The sequence below is a fragment of the Microbispora sp. H10949 genome (assembly GCF_014161435.1).
GTDB lineage: Bacteria > Actinomycetota > Actinomycetes > Streptosporangiales > Streptosporangiaceae > Microbispora > Microbispora triticiradicis.
In genome coordinates, this window is sequence record NZ_JABBWZ010000011.1 from 24776 (window position 1) to 43404 (window position 18629).

General features: G+C 73.1%; 16 protein-coding genes. 10 read left to right on the plus strand and 6 right to left on the minus strand.

Features of this window, described 5'->3' with window-relative positions:
- The first annotated feature begins 48 nt into the window (after positions 1-48).
- Positions 49-759 carry a response regulator transcription factor gene (locus tag HHX40_RS26760; RefSeq protein WP_307801373.1) on the plus strand — a complete coding sequence of 237 codons (711 nt, stop codon included), beginning with the start codon at positions 49-51 and terminating at the stop codon, positions 757-759.
- Positions 756-2375, plus strand: a complete 1620-nt coding sequence (locus HHX40_RS37905) for a sensor histidine kinase (RefSeq protein ID WP_220499630.1) — start codon at positions 756-758, stop codon at positions 2373-2375. The genes HHX40_RS26760 and HHX40_RS37905 overlap by 4 nt, the downstream gene beginning before the upstream one ends.
- Here the strand turns inward: HHX40_RS37905 and HHX40_RS26770 are convergent.
- From HHX40_RS26770 to HHX40_RS26780, 3 genes are all read right to left on the minus strand, one after another.
- Positions 2318-3625, minus strand: a complete 1308-nt coding sequence (locus HHX40_RS26770) for a bifunctional RNase H/acid phosphatase (protein WP_182882804.1) — start codon at positions 3623-3625, stop codon at positions 2318-2320. The genes HHX40_RS37905 and HHX40_RS26770 overlap by 58 nt on opposite strands.
- 62 nt (positions 3626-3687) lie before the next feature.
- Complete coding sequence (locus tag HHX40_RS26775) at positions 3688-4428, minus strand: zinc ribbon domain-containing protein (RefSeq protein WP_182874343.1); 741 nt, start codon at positions 4426-4428, stop codon at positions 3688-3690.
- A 10-nt stretch (positions 4429-4438) separates the two neighbouring features.
- Positions 4439-5293 (minus strand): Nif3-like dinuclear metal center hexameric protein, encoded by an 855-nt coding sequence (locus tag HHX40_RS26780; protein WP_182882805.1) that lies wholly within the window; start codon positions 5291-5293, stop codon positions 4439-4441.
- A gap of 84 nt (positions 5294-5377) precedes the next feature.
- Here HHX40_RS26780 and HHX40_RS26785 point away from each other — a divergent pair, with 84 nt between their 5' ends.
- The 3 genes from HHX40_RS26785 to HHX40_RS26795 all read left to right on the plus strand — a co-directional run bounded on the left by HHX40_RS26785 (position 5378) and on the right by HHX40_RS26795 (position 8724).
- A complete protein-coding gene (locus HHX40_RS26785) occupies positions 5378-6457 on the plus strand; it encodes a dipeptidase (protein WP_310738299.1) in 1080 nt (359 codons plus the stop codon).
- Entirely contained in the window at positions 6454-7824 is a 1371-nt protein-coding gene (locus HHX40_RS26790) for a M20/M25/M40 family metallo-hydrolase (RefSeq protein ID WP_310738300.1), read from the plus strand. Before HHX40_RS26785 ends, HHX40_RS26790 begins: the two co-directional genes overlap by 4 nt.
- Positions 7825-7902: 78 nt before the next feature.
- Positions 7903-8724: a GNAT family N-acetyltransferase gene (locus HHX40_RS26795; RefSeq protein ID WP_310738301.1), complete on the plus strand. Its 822-nt coding sequence runs from the start codon at positions 7903-7905 to the stop codon at positions 8722-8724.
- Here HHX40_RS26795 and HHX40_RS26800 read toward each other — a convergent pair.
- The gene (locus HHX40_RS26800; protein ID WP_310738302.1) at positions 8636-10294 is read right to left on the minus strand and encodes a 5-guanidino-2-oxopentanoate decarboxylase; all 1659 of its coding nucleotides are present in this window, start codon (positions 10292-10294) and stop codon (positions 8636-8638) included. The genes HHX40_RS26795 and HHX40_RS26800 overlap by 89 nt on opposite strands.
- A gap of 89 nt (positions 10295-10383) precedes the next feature.
- Positions 10384-11397 (minus strand): 2-hydroxyacid dehydrogenase, encoded by a 1014-nt coding sequence (locus HHX40_RS26805; protein ID WP_182882806.1) that lies wholly within the window; start codon positions 11395-11397, stop codon positions 10384-10386.
- Positions 11398-11766: 369 nt separating this feature from the next.
- Between HHX40_RS26805 and HHX40_RS26810 the strand changes: the two genes are divergently transcribed.
- Genes HHX40_RS26810 through HHX40_RS26830 form a run of 5 tightly spaced genes read left to right on the plus strand, consistent with a single transcriptional unit; the run spans position 11767 to position 17412 of the window.
- Positions 11767-13602, plus strand: a complete 1836-nt coding sequence (locus HHX40_RS26810) for an SCO2524 family protein (RefSeq protein WP_138462995.1) — start codon at positions 11767-11769, stop codon at positions 13600-13602.
- Positions 13603-14517 (plus strand): SCO2523 family variant P-loop protein, encoded by a 915-nt coding sequence (locus HHX40_RS26815; protein ID WP_182882807.1) that lies wholly within the window; start codon positions 13603-13605, stop codon positions 14515-14517. It abuts the gene before it with no gap.
- Entirely contained in the window at positions 14514-15485 is a 972-nt protein-coding gene (locus tag HHX40_RS26820; protein ID WP_208759287.1) for an SCO2522 family protein, read from the plus strand. Before HHX40_RS26815 ends, HHX40_RS26820 begins: the two co-directional genes overlap by 4 nt.
- Positions 15486-15493: 8 nt before the next feature.
- Positions 15494-16429, plus strand: coding sequence for an SCO2521 family protein (locus tag HHX40_RS26825; RefSeq protein WP_117408600.1), 936 nt, complete (start codon positions 15494-15496; stop codon positions 16427-16429).
- A 2-nt stretch (positions 16430-16431) separates the two neighbouring features.
- Positions 16432-17412, plus strand: a complete 981-nt coding sequence (locus HHX40_RS26830; RefSeq protein WP_182882808.1) for a phosphatidylserine/phosphatidylglycerophosphate/cardiolipin synthase family protein — start codon at positions 16432-16434, stop codon at positions 17410-17412.
- Here HHX40_RS26830 and HHX40_RS26835 read toward each other — a convergent pair.
- Positions 17375-18601 (minus strand): NAD(P)/FAD-dependent oxidoreductase, encoded by a 1227-nt coding sequence (locus HHX40_RS26835; protein ID WP_182882809.1) that lies wholly within the window; start codon positions 18599-18601, stop codon positions 17375-17377. The genes HHX40_RS26830 and HHX40_RS26835 overlap by 38 nt on opposite strands.
- Positions 18602-18629 lie beyond the last annotated feature (28 nt).

The following is an 18629-nucleotide window of genomic DNA, read 5'->3' on the forward strand; positions in this document are numbered from 1 at the left end:
CCTGGACGGCGGACCTATCCTGCCGCTGACCGACGAAGGGAGGCCGGAGTGGACGGGCGGCGCCTGCTCGTGGTCGACGACGAGCCCGTGGTGCGGGAACTGCTGGCGGCCACGCTGCGCTTCGCGGGATACACCGTGACCTCCGCCGCGACCGGGTCGCAGGCCCTTGAGGCGGCGGGGGCCGAGCCTCCCGATCTCGTCCTCCTCGACGTCATGCTGCCCGACATGGACGGGTTCGAGGTCATCCGGCGTCTCCGGGAACGCCCCCGCCCGCTGTCCGGTGACCGTCCGGGACAGGTGCCCGTCCTGTTCCTCACCGCGCGCGACACGACCCAGGACAAGATCAACGGGCTTCGGCTGGGCGGCGACGACTACGTGACCAAGCCCTTCGACCTGGAGGAGTTGCTCGCCCGGATCGAGGCCGTGCTCAGGCGGGCGGGGGCGGCCCCGGAGGACCGCACGCTGCGGGTGGCCGACCTCGAACTCGACCCCGACGGCCATCAGGTGACACGCGCGGGCGTTCCCGTACGGCTGTCGCCGACCGAGTTCCGCCTGCTGCACTACCTGATCCTCAACGCCGGGAGGGTCGTCTCCAAGGCGCAGATCCTGGAGCACGTCTGGCGGTACGACTTCGCGGGTGACACCAGCATCGTGGACACGTACGTGAGCTACGTGCGGCGGAAGATCGACAAGGCCGGGCCGAAGCTGATCCACACCATGCACGGCGTGGGCTACGTCCTGCGCGGGCCGCGCCCGTGACCCGCCGGACGACACACCGGAGGAGCCTGTCGCTGAGGGGGCGGCTCCTGCTCATCACCCTGGCCCTGCTCGCGGCGGGCCTCGCGACCAGCGGCGCGGTCGCCGTCGCCACGCTCAGGGCCCACCTCATCGAACGGGTGGACCAGCAGCTCGGGCCGATGGCGACGCTGTTGTCGCGGGTCCCCGCCCGGCTGCTGACGGCCCCGCTCACCGGCCAGAGCCGGGTGCCGCTGAGCGCCCTGCCCGGCATGGACCTGATCGACCAGGTGTATCTGGCGTACCTGCGGGCGGACGGGACCGTCGAGCAGGAGGGCGGCCCCTGGCTGCGGGGACGGGGTCCGGAGCTCCCCCGGCTCGACGCCGCGGCGGTCCGCCGGCTGGGCGGGCGGCCGTTCGACGCGAGGGACGACCACGGCGCCGCGTGGCGGGTCGTCGCCGTCCCTCGGGCCGCTCTCACCGCCGTGGGGCCTGGTGAGGGGCCTGGCGAGGGGCCTCGTGCGGGTGCGGCTGAGGTGGGCACCGTCGTCGTGGCCGCGTCACTCGGCGGGGTCAGGTCGACCGTCGGCCGCCTGACGCTCGTCTGCGCCGCGACCGCCGCCGCCCTCATGACGTCGCTCGCCGTCATCGGCTGGTTCGCCGTACGCCGGGGGCTGCGGCCGCTGCGCGCGATAGAGCGGACGGCGGCGGCGATCGCCGCGGGCGACCTGTCCCGGCGGGTGCCCGTGCCCGCCGCTCCCCACACCGAGGTCGGGCGGCTGGCCGCCGCGCTCAACACGATGCTCGCCCAGCTGGAGGCGGCGTTCGCCGGACGGGAGCGGTCGCAGGCCCGGATGCGGCGATTCGTCGCCGACGCGAGCCACGAGTTGCGCACGCCGCTCTTCGGGATCAAGGGATTCGCGGAACTGCACCGGATGGGCGGCCTTCCCGACGTCGACCACACCCTCGGCCGGATCGAGAGCGAGGCGGTGCGCCTGGTCCGGCTCGTGGAGGACCTGCTCCTGCTGGCCCGCCTCGACGAGGGCGAGGACGCCCTGCCGATGGACCTCGCACCCATGGACCTGCGGACGCTCGCCGCCGACGCGCACCACGACCTCCGAGCGCTCGATCCGGCCCGGACGGTCACGCTGACCGGCCCCGACGGGGGCCCGGCCGGTGCCGCGCCGGTACGCGGCGACGAGGCGCGGCTGCGGCAGGTGGTCTCCAACCTGGTGGGCAACGCCGTCGCCCACACGCCGCCGGGCACCCCGGTGAGGATCGGCGTCGGCACGGTCGGTACCGGCGGCGGCGCCGAAGGCGTCCTGGTGATCGCCGACGAGGGGCCGGGGCTGCCGCCGGAGGAGGCGGAGCGGGTCTTCGACCGCTTCTACCGCGTGGACGGATCACGCAGCCGCGGCGGCGCGGGAGGGGCCGGCCTCGGACTGGCCATCGTCCGGTCGATCGTCGCCGCCCACGGCGGGCGGGTGGAACTGCGGACCGCGCCCGGCGCCGGGGCTGCCTTCCGCGTCTCCCTGCCCGTCCACCCGGCGACCGGCGCGCCGACTCCGCCGGGCGGGTGGCCTCAGCCGAGGTGCGCCGTGTCGTTGAACGTCCGCACCACGGAAGGACCGTCGGCGTAGTAGTCGATCGCCGACAGGCAGGCCAGATCGAGGTGCATCCGGTAGAGGGCCTCGGGCGGCGCGCCCAGCGCGAAGCGGATCAGCGTCTTGATCGGGGTCACATGGGAGACCACGACGACGCTGCGGCTCTCGTGGGCCTTGACGATGCGTTCCCTCGCCTGCTCGACCCGCCGGGCCGTCGAGGCGAAACTCTCGCCGCCGGGCGGCGCCACCTCAGGGTCGGCCAGCCAGGCGGCCAGCTCATCAGGCCAGCGCCGCTGGATCTCCGCGAACGTGTACCCCTCCCACGCCCCGAAGTCGGTCTCGCGCAGGTCCTCGTCCACGAGCACCGCCGAACCCGTACGGGACGCCACGGCCTCCGCCGTCTGCCGGGCGCGGGCGAGCGGGGAGGTGACGATCACCTCCACCCGCCGCGGCCCGCGGGCCAGGCGCGCGGCGGCGGCCTCGGCCTGCGCGAGCCCGGTCGGAGTGAGCTCCGGGTCGCCGAGCCCGGAGAACCGCTTCTCGATCGAGAGCGGCGTCTGCCCGTGCCGGAGCAGCAGCAGCGACGTGGCGGTCCGGGTGGCCCCGGGCATCCATCCGTGCCCGCGCCGATCGTCGGCCACGGCGTCCGTGCCCCGAGCCTCGCGGTCCCCGGGTCTCGCGCCGCGTTCCGCCGACGCGGTCCCGCCGTGGGCACCGGTGCCGTCGTCCCGCGCGGGGGCGGGGAAGAGCGTGCCGGGGTCGGACGGGTCGGTGCCCGGGCCCACGGCGTGCCTTTTAGCGGACCCGCTATCAGGCCCAGTGGTGGGCGGTGTCCGCGGGGCGGAGGTGGCCGGGCCCGCCCGCCAGGTCTCCCCCCGGGCCGCGGCGTCCATCGCCTCGTTGGCGAGGCGGTCGGCGTGGGTGTTGCGCTCCCGCGGAATCCAGGTCCAGGTGACGCGCAGGCGCCGGGCCAGGGCCGCCGCCTCCAGGGCGAGCGGGCGCAGCCCTTCGTGCTTGACCTTCCAGCGCCCGGCCATCTGCTCGATGACCAGCTTGGAATCCATCCGCACCTCGACCCGCGCGCCCTCCAGGCCGAGGGCGAGCAGCGACTCGAGCCCGGCGATCAGGCCGCGGTACTCGGCCACGTTGTTGGTCGTGGTGCCGATCGACTCGGCCGCCTCGGCGAGCACGTGCCCGGCCTCGTCCTTGACCACCGCGCCGTACCCGGCCGGGCCGGGGTTGCCCCGCGACCCGCCGTCGGCCTCGACGACGTACCCCCCGGTCATCCACGCACCCCCGTCACCCGCACGCCCTCGTCATCCGCACACCCTCGTTCACGCAGCCGGTGTCACAGCCCGGACTCGGCCGTGCGGACGAGGATCCGGCGGCACTCCTCGCAGCGGACCACCTCGTCGTGGGCGGCGGCCCTGATCCGGTTCAGGTCGGCGATCGACAGGGTCGTACGGCAGCCGAGGCACCGGCCGCCGTGCAGCATGGCGGCGCCGACGCCGCTCTGCTCGCGCAGCTTCTCGTACAGGGCGAGCAGGTCGGCGGGGATGTCCGCGGTGATCGCGGTCCGGCCGCCGGTCAGCTCGCCGGCCTCCTTGTCGATCTCGGCGAAGGCCGCGTCACGCCGTTCCTCGGCGGCCCGCAGCGTCCCGGTGACCTTGTCGCGCTCCGACCTGAGCGACTCCACCTGGGCGTCCGCCGCCTCCCGGCGCTCCATGATCTCCAGCACGACCTCCTCCAGGTCCGACTGCCTGCGCCGCAGCGAGGTGATCTCGGACTGGAGGCTCGCCAGGTCCTTGGGCGAGGAGACCTGCCCGGAGTCGAGACGCTTGGTGTCGCGGTCGACCCGGACGCGTACGGCGTCGACGTCCGACTCGGCCTTGGCCTGGTCGCGGGCGAGGTCGCCGGCCTCGGTCTCGGCGGCGATGACCTGTGTGGCGAGCCGTGCGAGCCTCTTGGACAGCTCGTCGATCTCGGCCAGGTCGGGCAGGGTGCGGCGGCGATGCCGCACCCGGTCGAGACCCGTGTCGAGCTCCGCGAGATCGAGCAGACGCTTCTGTGCTTCCGGTGCGGCCTTCATCCCAAATCCCTCAAGATGCTCGGGGGTCCAAGTCGGTGGTCGTCGCCGTCCAGGCGTCGGTGACGGCGCCCGAGACGCGCGCCTCAACAGTAATGCCACCTGCGGCCAACGCTGACGTCAGACGCTCGGCGGCGTCCGCGAGCCAGGGCCATTCGGTGGCCCAGTGGGAGGCGTCGACCAATGCGGGCCCGCCCGCCTCCAGGTGCTCACCGGCGGGGTGGTGCCGGAGGTCGGCCGTCAGGTAGACGTCCACCCCCGCCGCCCGGGCCGTGCCCAGGAGGGAGTCACCGGCGCCGCCGCAGACGGCGACGGTCCGCACCGCGCGGTCCGGGTCCCCCGCGACGCGGAGCGGAGCCGCCGTACGCGGCAGTCCGGCGGCGGCCAGCGCGGCGAACTCCCGCAGCGGCATCGGGGCGGGCAGGTCCCCGATCCGGCCGAGCCCCCGGCGCGGATCGTCCGCGGCGGGCTGGAGGGGCCGCAGCTCACCCGCGAGGCCGACGGCCCGCGCGAGCGCGTCCGAGACGCCCGGATCGGCCACGTCGGCATTGGTGTGCGCGGCGTACAGCGCGGCGCCGCCGCGGATGAGCCGGTGGACGACCCGGCCCTTGAACGTGGTCGCGGCGACGCTCGTGGTGCCGCGCAGATAGAGCGGGTGGTGGGTGACGACGAGGTCGGCCCCCCAGGCGAGGGCCTCGTCGACGACGACCGCGACCGGGTCGACCGCGAAGAGGATCTTCCGTACGGGCTGCTCCGGGTCGCCGCAGACGAGGCCCACCGCGTCCCACGACTCGGCCCAGGAGGGGTCGTACAACGCGTCCAGGCGCGCGACGACCTCGGCGAGGGCGCAGGAGGAGATCGAATCCACCCGCGCACACTACAGCCTGGTGGCGGGGCGGCCCGGGAAAGGTAACGTCCCAACCGAGGACTCGACACAGGGAGGGACCCCGCCGTGCCCGATGGTCAGCAGAGCCCGCACGACAGATTCGTGGTCGCCGACACGCACAACGACCTTCTGATGGCCGTCTCCGCCAGGCCCCCGGAGGTCTGGTCCTCGTTCTTCCGGGACCGATGGCTGCCCCAGCTCGCCGAGGGCGGGGTCGACGTGCAGGTGCTGCCGGTGTTCGTGGAGAGCCGGTTCCGCCCGGAGGGGGCGCTGCGCCAGACCCTGCGCATGATCGAGTGCGCCCACGTGCTGGCCGAGGGCAACCAGGACGCGGTCGCGCTGTGCCACGACGGGCAGCAGATCGACGAGGCGCTCGCCCTCGGCAGGATCGCCCTGGTCCTCGCCCTGGAGAGCATGCCCGGGATCGACGAGAGCGTGGAGCTGATCCCGACCCTGCACCGGCTCGGGGTCCGCGTCGCGTCGATCGCCCACTGGGGCCGTACGGCTCTCGCCGACGGCAGCGGCCAGGACGGCGCCGGCTCCCGGCTCACCAGCCACGGAGTTCAGGCGCTGCGCGAGATGGAACGGCTCGGCATGCTCTTCGACATCTCGCATCTGGGCGCGGCCGGGGTCGCGCACGTGCTGGAGATCGCGGCCCGGCCGGTCATCGCGACCCACTCCTCGGCCCGCGCCCTGCGCGACCACCACCGGAACCTCACCGACGAGCAGCTCAGGGGCGTCGCCGCGGGCGGCGGCGTGATCTGCGTGAACTTCCTGGCCGCCTTCCTCACCGAGGACGCGCGCTCGGCCACCGCCGACCATCTGGTGGACCACATCGAGCACGTCGCCTCCGTCGCCGGGATCGACCACGTGGGCCTCGGCCCCGACTTCATGCGCGAGGTCAACGAGGACCTCACCCCACCGTGCTGCGAGGGCTTCGGCTACCCGGGGATCGACGCCAACGCGGCGATCCCCGGCCTGGAGGGGCCGCGCGGGCTTCCACTGGTGACCGACGCGCTGGTCAAGCGGGGATTCTCGGAGGAGGAGATCCAGAAGATCCTGGGCGCGAACGTGATGCGCCTGTTCCGGGCCGAGCTCGGCCGGCCGGCGCCCGAAGGGGCGGGAGAGGAACAGCCCGCGCGGTGAACCTGGACGCGATGCTGGCCGACCTCGAAGATCTGGTGCTCTGCGAGTCGTACTCCAGCGACCACGACGCGGTGGCGCGCAGCGCCCGGGTCGTGGCCGCGCAGGGCCGCAGGCTGCTCGGGGCGGACCCGGAGATCCTGGTGATCGACGGGGTGACGCACCTGCTCTGGTCGTTCGGCGCCCCGCGGGTGCTGCTGCTCGGCCACCACGACACCGTCTGGCCCGTCGGCACGCTGCGCGAGCACCCCTGGTCGGTGACGGACGGCGTGGCCCGCGGCCCGGGGGTGTTCGACATGAAGGCCGGGCTCGTGCAGCTGTTCCACGCGGCCGCCTCGCTGCCGTCCGCCGACGGCCTGAGCGTGCTCGTCGTCGGCGACGAGGAACTCGGCTCGCCGACCTCCCGCCCGCTGATCGAGTCGATCGCGGCGCGGTGCGCCGCCGCGTTCGTGCTGGAGGCCAGCGCGGACGGGGGCGCGCTCAAGACGGCGCGCAAGGGCATCTCCCGCTACGAGCTGATCGTGCACGGCCGGGCCGCGCACGCCGGGCTCGAACCCGAGCTGGGCGCCAACGCCGCCGTGGAGCTGGCCCATCAGGTGCTTGCCGTCGCGGCGATCGGTGACCAGGTCGGGTCGTCGTCCAGGGCGGGGGCCACGTCGGTGACCCCCACCATGCTGTCCGCCGGGACGAGCACCAACACCGTGCCCGCGCGGGCCCGGGTCGCGGTCGACGTGCGGGTGCCCGACCAGGCCGCGCAGCGGCGGGTGGACGAGCTGATGCGCGCGCTCACCCCCCGCACCCCGGGCGTACGCCTTGAGTTGCGGGGCGGGCCGAACCGCCCGCCTCTCGACCCGGCCGCCTCCGCCGGGCTCTTCGAGGTCGCCGTACGGACCGCGCGCGAGCTGGGCACGGCGCCGCTGCGCGGGGTCGCGGTCGGCGGCGGCTCCGACGGCAACTTCACCGCCGGGGCCGGCTGCCCCACGCTCGACGGCCTGGGCGCGGTCGGCGGCGGCGCGCACGCCGCCGGGGAGCACGTCGTGGTCGCCGAGATGCCGGTCCGGGCCCGCCTCGTGGCCGCGCTCACCGCGTACGTCCTGGCCGGCGGGGCCGTCGGACCCCCGGGCTGCGGGGAGACGACGGACGGCGACCCCCGCGACCCCCGAGACCCCGGCGACCCCGGCGACCCCGGCGACCTTGGCGACACGGCGGACAACGGCCGTGGCGGAACGCACGCGGCGCACGGCCGCGCGGGGACCGGCCATTTCGGCCTCGGGGAGACGGGTCACGTGGAGACCGGTCGCGGGAAGACCGGTCGTGGGAAGACGGGTCACGTGGAGACCGGTCCTCTCGAAGCCGGGGACACGGCGTGAACGCGGGCCGCCGGGAGACCGGCGGGCCGCGGCGGCCTGCGGATAGCCGAGCTGGACACGAACGACGAGTTCGGCCGGGTGGTCGAGCTGTTCGACGACATCTGGCATCCCGAGCCGTCGAACCCGCCGGTCACCGCGGAGCTGATGCGGGCCCTGTCGCACGCGGGCGGATACGTCGCGGGGGCGTTCGACGGACCCGATCTCGTCGGGGCGTGCGTCGGCTTCCTCGCCGCGCCCGCGGGACAGGTGCTGCACTCGCACGTCACCGGCGCCGTGCGGCCGGGGGCCGGCTTCGCGCTCAAGCTGCACCAGCGCGCCTGGGCCCTGCGGCGCGGGCTGAGCCGGATCACCTGGACGTTCGATCCGCTGGTCCGGCGCAACGCCCATTTCAACCTGGTCAAGCTCGCCGCGCGGCCGGAGGAGTACCTTCCCGACTTCTACGGCCCGATGGGCGACGCGCTGAACGCCGGGGACGAGTCCGACCGGCTCCTGGCGGTCTGGCGGCTCAGTTCGCCCGCCGTGTCGCGGGCCTGCGCCGGCGTGCCGTACCGGCCGGTGAGCGCGGACGGCGCGGGCCGCGCGCTGATCGAACGGGACGGGCGGCCCCTGGTCCTGCGGACGGACGCCCCGGCGGTGCTCGTCGCCGTGCCCGCGGACATGGAGACGCTGCGCCGCCGCGACCCCGCGACGGCCGCGGCGTGGCGGCACGCCGTACGCGAGGTGCTCGGCGGCCTGATGGCTGAGGGCGGCCGGGTGACGGGCTTCGCCGACGGCTGCTACGTCGTCGAGCGCCGGCGATCCGGCGGCGGCGTCACTCCCCCTCGGGTACAGCGATCAACGTGGGCAGTGGGGCGCGCAGGGCCTCGGCGACCGCCTCCTCCAGCTCCCCGGGCGTCTTGACGGCGAGGCCCCGCGCGCCGAACGCGGCGGCTAGTGCGGGGAAGTCCGGCGCGTGCAGGTCCACGGCGACCGGCGTCATGCCGCGGGCGACCATCTCCTCCCGGATCTCCCCGAAACCGCCATTAAGAGACACCACGATCGGCAGGCTCAGCCGCAGCTCCACGGCCGTGGCCAGCTCCTGCAGGGTGAACTGGAACGCCCCGTCGCCCGCCAGCGCCACCACCGGCCGCTCGGGCTGACCCAGCTTCGCGCCGATGGCGGCCGGCAGCGCGAAGCCGAGGGTCCCGAACCCGGTGGGGAACAGGAACCGCCCGGGCGGGTCCATCGGCATGCCGACGAGCGCGCCGTGGTAGACGAACATGGAGTTGTCCCCCACCACGACGGTCTCCGGCGGCATGGCGCGGCGCAGCGCCGCGAGCTGGCCGGACCACCTGCGAACCAGGTCCTGGAGCTCCGTCTCGTGGCCGACGCCCGGCTCCCGCTCCGGGCCCGGCGCGTCCCCCTGCCCGCCGGCCCGGCCATTGAGCCGCCCGTCGAGCCGCTCGGTCAGGCCGCGCATGGCTCGCTCGGCGTCCGCGACGATCGCCACGTCGGCCACGTGGTCGCCGTGCATCTGCCCGGGGTCGATGTCGATCCGTACGAGGCGGCCGGTGAGGGCGAAGGGGTCCTCCCACAGGTCGGCCGGTCCCAGCTCGGTGCCGACGGCCAGCACGACGTCACACGCGGCGAGCCAGCGGCGGACGGCCGCGAGGTGCAGGGTGGCGCCGAGCGCCAGCGGATGGCTCTCCGGCACCGCGCCCTTGCCGTTGACCGTGGTCACGACCCGCGCGCCGAGCCGTTCCGCCAGGCGCATCGCCAGGCGGCCCACCGGCGGCTCGTCAGAGCCCGGCCGCTGGGCGCCGCCGCCCAGCACGAAACCCGGGCGCCGCGCCGCACGCAGCAGTTCGGCCGCCTCGTCCAGGGCCTGCGGATCCGGTTCGCGAGGCATGACCCGGTACGGCGGCACGATCTTGACGTGGCCCTCCAGGTCGAGCAGGTCGGCGGGGATCTCGATGTGGACCGGCCGGGGGCGTCCCTCGGCGAAGTGCCCGAAGGCGCGGGCGACGGCGGCGGGGATCTCGCGCACGCTCGTCACACGGTGGCTCCAGTCGCACAGGGCGCCGATCGCCCGCGACTGGTCCCTGCTTTCGTGCAGGTAGCCGCGGCCGTCGCGGGGATGGCCGGTCGGGACGCCCGGGGAGACGAGCAGGATCGGGGACGAGTCTGAGTACGCCTGCCCGATCGCCGTGGCCGCGTTGACCACGCCGGGGCCGGTGGTGGTGACGACGACGCCCGGCCTGCCGGTCACCCTGGCGTACCCGTCGGCGGCGTATCCCGCGCCCTGCTCGTGCCGCGGCGTCACGCATCGCACGCCCGCGCCGTCGAGTTCCTGGTAGATCGCGAGATTGTGGGTGCCCGGTATACCGAAAATCGTTTTGATGCCGTGCGCCGTCAACGTCTCGACCAGGGCACGGGCACCGGTGATCCCGGCGGGCGTCCCCTTGGAATGGATCGGGTCCTCGGTGGCCACGTCACTTCCCGGGGAGAGAAGGGGTTTACGGAGGTTTACTCCCTAGGTTTCCCCCGTCGTGCACCGCGTACGCTCTTCCGGCACTCGAATTATGATGACCGACCGCATGTCACCCGGAGCGCCGTCCCAAACGTGTCGCGGCGTTTGCCTACCTCGTGCTCATCCGTCCCATTTGTCAGATAATTGTCGATGGAAGCGACGGCCTGAGTGATCATGCGGTTCATCGTCTCCTGGGTGTGGGAGGCGATATGCCCGGTAACGAGAAGGCGGTCGGCGAAATCCCGGGTCAATTTCAGCCCGGCATCGGAGTCGAGGTCGTAGAAGCCGTCGAAGACCGCCATGCGCACTCTGCCGTCGCTCAGCCCTTCGTACAGGGCATGGGGATCGACGATCGCCGGGCGCGCGGTGTTGACGATGACCGACCCCCAGGGCATCAGCTTGATCACCGAGCGGTCGATCATCGATCTGGTCTCGTCGGTCTCCGGCACCATGACGACGAGGATGTCGCTGCCCTCGGCCAGCTCGGACACCGATCCCCGATAGGAGAGGCCGAGCCTGCGCTCGACGTCCGCCTTCCGGGTGCGGCTGTGGTAGGCGACGGTCGCGTCGAATCCGTCGCGGAGGATCTCGGCGATACGCTGCCCGTTCGCCCCCATGCCGAGGATGCCGACGCGGCAGGCGCCCAGCTCGTGCGGCATGTCACCGGGGTCCCCCCAGCCCGGGACGCGCCGGCCGAGACGGTGGGGTATGCGCCAGTTGGCATTGATGATCTGGCCCACCGTGAACGCCGCGACCGCGTCCGTCGCCGCCCCCGGGGTGTTCGTGACGGCGATGTTGAGCTCGTCGGCCGTCGGCACGTCGACGAAGTTCTCGTAGCCCACCCCCACGAAGGCGACCACCTGCAGGGACGTCGCCTTGCGCAGCACGCCGCCGGTCGCCCGCTCCTCGCCTCCGTGGAGGTAGGCGCGCACGTGCTGCCCCAGGCGATGACCGAGCTCGGTCTCGTCCAGCGGGCCGGGCAGGTACAGCACCTTCAGACCGTGCCGCTCCTTCAGCGGCGCCAGCAGCTTCGTGTCGATGCCGGCGCCGGTGACGAGGACCACCCCGCCCCTCGCCGGCCTCTCCGCACCGTCCACCCGTGACGTCGCGGCATCGCCGAATGTTTCAGCCCCGACAACCGGTGGGTGGACCATTGCGTTATCTCTCGATTCAGGACCCGCTTCTCACTGGTTTCCGTAGGCTCCGGAATCACTGCAGCCCAGCTGGAATGCCAAATATCGCGGACGATTGTAGCGACGAAGTGCGAGTTCAATGATATACAGAATATTGATAGCGACGTGCCAGGTACGGACAACTCCTCGCAAGGAACTCCCCAGGTGGGCCGCGGGAACACCGGTCTTCGGCCCGCCATCAGGTATCCGCCCCTTATAGGCGAACCCGAGGCAAGCGAAGGCAGTGCAGAGAGGGCCCGTATGAGACTCCAGCCGCGACAGCAGCTTCTGGAGCTGTGGGAGGCGGCCGCCCGCACCTCCTACCGGGACGGCGTATGGACGTGGGGCGGCCGGGACGGGTCGAACTCCATCTCCGACGCCGAGCAGCTCCTGTGCTTCATGTACCCCGCCTCCGAGCTGCCGGGCTTCCGGCTGGACACGCCGAACGAGACCGGCGACGACGTGCTGGCCGCGCTCACCGTGCTCGGCGACTCCGTGGAGATCCCCAAGCTGCTGCTCAAGGTCATCGGCCAGTACCTGCGCACCTACACCGCCGAGGACGGGCGCCCGATCTTCTCCGGCGGCAGCTACTTCCGCACCCAGGAGGACGACGCCAAGGTCACCCCGGAACAGCTCCAGCTCGACGTGGTCGACTCGTTCTCGATGTCGGTCACGCTCGCGCTCGGCACACTCGGCTTCCTGAAGGTCTTCCGTCAGAGCGTGCGGCGCCAGTCCATCCGCACCGAGATCCGGGAGCTGGAGGACCTGGCCGGCAAACGCCTCTCGGCCGCGATGGCCGGCCTGCTGCGCAGCTTCACGGTGAACGCGTTCGACCCCGCCTCCCCGGCGGGCCGCGCGCTGCTGCGCACGGTGAACCAGACCGGCGCGCCCACCCGCCGGGTGCTCGACGATCTGCGGCGCGAGCTGCGGCCGGTGCGGGCCGGCCTGCGCGACCTGACGATCGGCTCGGGCAGCCAGGCCGACCTCGACAACGAGAACCTGCTGTTCGAGTGCGGCTGGACGTGGGGCATCGTGAAGGACGCGCCGGCCGTCGTCACGCCGCTCGACATCGGCCCCCAGCCGGAGGGCGTGGCCGCCGACACGCCGTTCCTGTACTTCACCGTGAACGCCCTCGTCGGCATCGCCGACCTGTTCTCGCCGCGCACCAGAGTGCTGAGCCTGCTCAACGACGACCAGATCACGCTCGCCGAGGCCATCCAGCGCCGCTGGGACCTCACGCAGCTCTACTGGCGCACCATCGCGACGTACGGGCGGGGCACCTGGCCGCTGGAGGACATCCCCTGGCGGACGGTCGACGAGAAGGAGTCGGACTACTACAGCCTCGGCGTCACCGCCATGGTGGTGCAGAGCCTGGTGAACAACCGGTCGGCCGACGTCGACCTCGACCGGGTCGGCGCGGTGCTGGAGGAGCTGGCCATCCGCGCCAGGATCATCCGCAGGGCGGTGCCGGGCGACCCGCCGGTGCTCATGCACTCCCCCGGTGTGCCGGTCAACCTGCACGGCAGCGACATGCTCGGCCCGCACCTCCTCTGGATGGTGTCCGACTTCGCCATCACGCTGCTGAAGCGGACGATCTGGGCCGCCAGCATCGCCCAGAACACCCGCATGCGGGAGCGGCTGCTCACGCTCGCCGACCAGATCTGGCGGCACATCCTGCAGCGCCGCCACACCGCCGGCCCGGCCGCCGGCCTGTGGGACCAGCCGGGCAACGTCTTCACCGACATCCCGGTGCGGGACGAGGAGCCGTCCTGGTACTTCTCCGAACGGGTCGCCGAGTTCCTCGTCGCCGCGGCGACGGCCAGCGGGGAGCCGCCGCTGCGCAGCCCGCAGCTCGTCGAGCTGGCCTACCAGATGCTCGGGGAGGCCGAGCACCTGCTCGACCAGGAGATGGTCACCCGGCCGCTGGTCGCCGGGCAGACGATCCAGCCCAAGCTGCGCACGATCCAGTCCGCGCTCCAGCGGGCCAGGACGATCATCAGCGACCGGCCCGCGACGGCCCAGGCGCTGATCAACGACGCGCTGCTCGACCTCGAACGGCTGGCCGCCGCCCGCGACAGCGCGTCGGAGGCGATCTGAGTGCTGGTCTTCGCGATCTCGGACAAGGGCGGGACCGGGCGCTCGGTCACCGGCACCAACATCACCTACCGGCACGCCCTGCAGGGCAACGACGTCTGCTACCTCGACTTCGACTTCGGCTCGCCCACGGCCGGAGCCATCTTCAGCGTCGGCTCGGTGGCGCGCGGCACGCGGGAGAGCGGCCTGCACGAGTACCTGCGGGGCGACTGCCCGCAGCCGCGGCGGGTGGACGTGTGGGCCGAGTCCGACCGCGAGGGACTGCGCACCCGTCCGCCCGGCGCGGGACGGCTCGTGCTGCTGCCGGGCAGCGAGGGCGGCGGCGAGCTGTCCGCGCTCTCCGAGGAGGTCGTCGGGCGGTGCGTCCAGCTGTTCGGGCGGCTGGAGGAGGAGTTCGACCTCTGCATGGTCGACGTCAGCGCCGGCCGGTCGTTCACCGCCGAGCTGGTCCTGGCGGCGACCGTGCGGATGCCCGCGGTCCCGTTCCGCTGGCTGGTCTTCCACCGCTGGACGCGCCAGCACATCATCGCGGCCGACGGGCTCGTCACCGGCACGGACGGGCTGTTCGACGTCGGCACCCGGTTCGGGCACGACCCGGAGGTCCTGCGCGACCGCATCCGCTTCGTGCGCACGGCCGTGCTGGAGCCGGACGCGGCGGAGCTGGTCGGCCTGCGCGACGAGCAGCGGGCCTGGCTGAGCGCGTGCGACAGCGAGCTGCGCGAGCTCGCGGGCCGCCACGGCGTCGGCCGTACGACGATGCTGGGCAAGGTGCCGCTGGACCCGGTGCTCCAGTGGCGCGAGCAGCTCATCACCGACGAGGACGTGCTCGCCAGCAAGATCGCCAACGTCGAGACCGCCGCCGCGTTCGACGACCTCGCCAAGAAGATCGTCGACGACAACGCGTGGGAGGGTCTGTGACGCCGGTGCACGCGACGTTCGGCGAGGTGGCGGCCGAGCGCAGGATCGCGTCCGTCCCTCTCTCGCACGTGTCCGTCGAGCTCGGGCACCTCTACATGGAGGACTTCGAGGCGGGCCCGGCCCGGTTACGCGAGCAGTTCCGCCGGGTCGCGCCGTGGCTCGCCACCATCCGCTCCGTGTGGCGGGAGCGGGTGCCCGGGGGCCGGGCCCGGGTGAGCACCTGCTTCCTCGTGGACGACTACTTCAGCCGGTTCAGCACCCCGGCCGAGCTGGTCCCGATGATCCTGGAGGCGGCGGCCGAGCACGATCTGACCATCGACTACCTGGCCCGAGAGTCGGCGTGCGCGCAGTTCGAGGACGGCCGGTCCGGAGCCGTGGAGCTGGCCCGGCTGGTGGAGGACCGCCTCGTCGACGACCCGCCGCCGGAGACCGACGGGTCCCGCCCGCCGGTGAAGGAGACGGGCTGGCTGTGCAACGGCTCCCGCTCACCCCTCACCACCCCGCTGCAGGCGATGGGAAAGGCCCGGCCCTGGGAGCCGCCCACCCAGAACGCCAAGCGCGGCCACTCGATCTTCGTGGACGTGGAGCTGTGGGACGAGAGGGGGGCGCGGCGCACCTGGTCGTGTCCCTTCCTCGCCGCCGTCTGGCAGCTCCTGCGGCTCGGCCTGCTGCGCGCCGAGGGCCGGGTGCCGCTGCCCCCGGTGCCCCTGGAGGGTGACTGGCCCGGCGACTGGGACCGGCTGCCCGCCGTCGTCCGGATCAACCCCCAGGCCGCGCCGTTCAGCGCGTACACCACGCTTTCCGTCCTCTCCCCCCGGTTCCTGCCCGTCGAGCTGGCCGTTCGGACGATCCTCGGTCAGGTCGCGGTGGACGACGAAGTCCTGCGGCAGGTAGCGGCCCGGAGCGAGAGCGAACGAGTCCGGCTCGAAGAGGAGCTCGTCGACCGCGTCTCCTACGTCTTCACCTGAGGGGCCCGATGCTGGTGATGGGGGAGGTCCACACCGGGCTGCTGCAGAACTCCGGGGAGATCTCCGAACCGGCGTGCCGTCAGGTGCTCGGGCTGATGACCGGGGAGACCGTGCGAGTGTCCCGCCGCCCCATCGTCCACGCGCTGTCGCCCGACCGGCTGACCGGAGTGGACTGCGTGCTGCCCGCCGCCTCCGGCTCGCGGATCAGGGGCGTCGGCACCGTCGTGTCCCGCTGCGCGGTGACCGGGGGCCGGGTGGCCCAGGGCTCGTCGTACGTCCGGCTGGCGCGCTCGGAGACCGACCGGCGGCTGCCCTGGTCGCACTACCTGGCGCGGCCGGGCGTCATCGAGGTCCTGGGCAAGGCCAGGGCGGCCGACATCGCCGAGGGGTTCGTCGGCGAGGGCGCCCCGCGCCTCCACGGCTGCCTCGACCTGACGGCGGTCACCGGCCGCTTCCTCGACCTCGTCCAGACGTCCCCGCTGCTGAACCGGCGGGCGCCCTTCAGGATGCCGCGGACGATCCTGCGATGGGTGGCGGAGACCGGCGAGCCGTCGATCGCCTTCACCCTGCACACCGAGCAGGAGCGCACGCTGCGCCTGACGCATCCGGGCCCGTTCACGCCCGCGGTGGTGGACCTCTGCGAGGACCTGGCGGTGCACGACTGGCTGCTCACCTCGCTGCTGGTCGTCGTCGAGCGGGCGCGCGTCGGCGCGACCCCGGCGGCCGAGGTGGCGGCGCGGCTGTCGCCCGCCGTCGACCATCTGCTGCACCTGTGGATGCCCGCCGCCCGGGTCGAGGAGCGGCTGACGCCGTTCTGGGAGAGCCTGGAGCGGCGGCCGGGCTTCAGCCGCCAGTGGCGGTCGCTGGTCGACCGCGTCCGCGACCAGTTGGCGGTGCACACCCTCGCCCTGCTCAGCGCGAACGCCGAAACCGGAGGGAGGTGACCGTGACCGGAGCGGAACCGGAGCCGCCCCCCACGCTCGTGCCGAGGATCGTGCGCAAGGCGCTCGTGACCGTGCTCGTGGGCGGCGTCAGCTATCTGGTGAGCAACGCGCTCATCCACGGCCCGAACGAGGACCTGTGGAGCCTGCTGCTCGCGACGTTCATCAGCGGCGTCGCCTTCGTCGTGCAGTTCCTGGTCGACGTGGACGACCAGCTGCAGACCGTACGGAAGGAGCAGAGCAGGCAGCACTCGAAGACCCACACCCTCGTGGCCGACAGCTTCACCAGGATCAACGAGGCGAGCAAGCTCTTCGGCCTGATGGAGATGTCGTCGTTGCACACCAGGGGCGTGGCCGAGCTGGTGCGGAACGCCACCAAGATCCGCGACGACATGCCCGACCTCGTCAAGCTCCTGGTGCACCACGAGATCAGCCGGATGGCGAAGTTCCTCGGCGAGCTGACCGACGGCAGGTACGCCCTCTACGAGGGCGAGGACCGCGACTGGCTGCTCGCGCTCGCCAAGAACACCCAGGTCAGCCTGGACGCGATCAGCCTGACCAGCGTGGACGCCCGCGACATCGAGTTCGCCGGCGGCTTCTGGCACACCGATCTCGGGCAGCGCTACGTCAAGCTCCAGCGCGATCTCGTCCAGCGCGGGGTGCGGGTGCGCCGCGTGTTCGTCATGGATCGTTCCGAACGACTCGACTCCGACGCGTTCCGCAGGGTGTGGAAGTGGCAGGCCGGCGTCGGGATCGAGGTCCGCACGCTCCTGCTGACCGACGCGCCGCCCCTGCTACGCGGCTCGCTGTCGGACTTCATCCTGTTCGACGGGGTCGTCTACTACGAGTCCAACCCCGCCCCCCAGCTCGGCGACGACATCGCGCCGGTGATCCACAGCACGATCCTCGTACGGGACCAGGAGAGGGTGCGGGAACGCGTGGAGCGGTTCAGCGAACTGTGGCAGGCGGCGACGCCGGCGGCGTAGGCACCGGAGGAGCAGGCACCGGCGGCGCGGGCGGGAAGGGGCGGTCGGGCCTGCACACGTCGAGCAGTCTCCGCTCCGGCGCGCCCACCTCCCCGGTGACAAGTGCCGTAACCAGCTCGGCCGTGACGGGGGCGAGGGTGACGCCGAGGCCGCTGTGGCCGGTGGCGGCGACGATCCTGCCGTGGTCGTCCACCTGGCCGAGGATGGGCCGGTGGTCGGCGCTGCCGGGCCGCAGGCCGGCCCAGCGCCGGCCGATCGGCCAGGTCGCCGCCTCCGGCATGAGGGTGGCGACCCCCTGCCGGATCTCCTCGATCGCCTCGGCGGTCACCGTCACGTCACCGACGTTCTCCTCGTAGGTGACGCCCGCGGCCACCCGGCCGTCGTGCCGCGGCACGAGGTAGGGGAAGTACTCCCGCTCGCCGTCGGTGAACTCCGCGAAGACGTGGTGGCGCAGGGGGTAGGTGGTGGCGCCGGGAGGCCGCAGGTCGAACGCCACGCCCTTGATCGGGAACAGGTGCTCGCGGAGGCGGGGCAGGAACACCCCGCTCAGGTGCCCGGCGGCGACCACGGCCGTCTCCGCGCGCAGCCGGCGGCCGTCGTGCAGGTCCACCTCGACGCCGCCCGGCGTGGAGCGCAGGGCGGTGGCGTGCGCCTGGTTGTGCACGCGGATCCCCGGGTGCTCCAGCACCGCGCGGCCCAGCGAGGCCATCAGCACGCGGGGGTCGAGCGCGAGCTCCTGCGGCAGCAGGAACCCCCCGACCACCCGATCGCTCAGCAGGGGCTCCAGGTCTCTCGCGTCGGCGGCGGTCAGGCGCACGACCTGGAATGGCGAGTTCTTCCACTCGGGCAGGACCTCGGACTCCAGGCGCTCCATCTCGGCCTCGTCGAGGGCGACCTGTATGTCGCCGCCCTCCAGCACCGGGACCGTGAGGCCCGAGGCGGCCGCGACCTCCTCCAGCCACCGGGGGTAGATGTCCCGGCTGCGCTTGATGACGACGCTGAGCGGGCCGAGACAGGACGGCTCCGTCTGAGTGAGGATGCCGCCCATGGCGGCGTCGGAGGCGCCGAGCCCGAGCCGCTGGCCCGAGTCGACGACCGCGACCTTCGTGCCCCGCGCGGCGAGCCGGTGCGCGATCGCACAGCCGATCACGCCACCACCGATGATCACGACGTCGCAGGTTCCAGGCACGCGGGCTCCCAGTTCGCCATCCCCTCGC

What these genes read in the sequence shown, in the direction of transcription:
- HHX40_RS26775 (WP_182874343.1), bottom strand. Translation starts at nt 4,428, where the DNA reads ATGAAGGCCGCACCGGAAGCACAGAAGCGTCTGCTCGATCTCGCGGAG.
- HHX40_RS26810 (WP_138462995.1), top strand. Translation starts at nt 11,767, where the DNA reads ATGAGACTCCAGCCGCGACAGCAGCTTCTGGAGCTGTGGGAGGCGGCC.
- HHX40_RS26770 (WP_182882804.1), bottom strand. Translation starts at nt 3,625, where the DNA reads ATGACCGGGGGGTACGTCGTCGAGGCCGACGGCGGGTCGCGGGGCAAC.
- HHX40_RS26825 (WP_117408600.1), top strand. Translation starts at nt 15,494, where the DNA reads ATGCTGGTGATGGGGGAGGTCCACACCGGGCTGCTGCAGAACTCCGGG.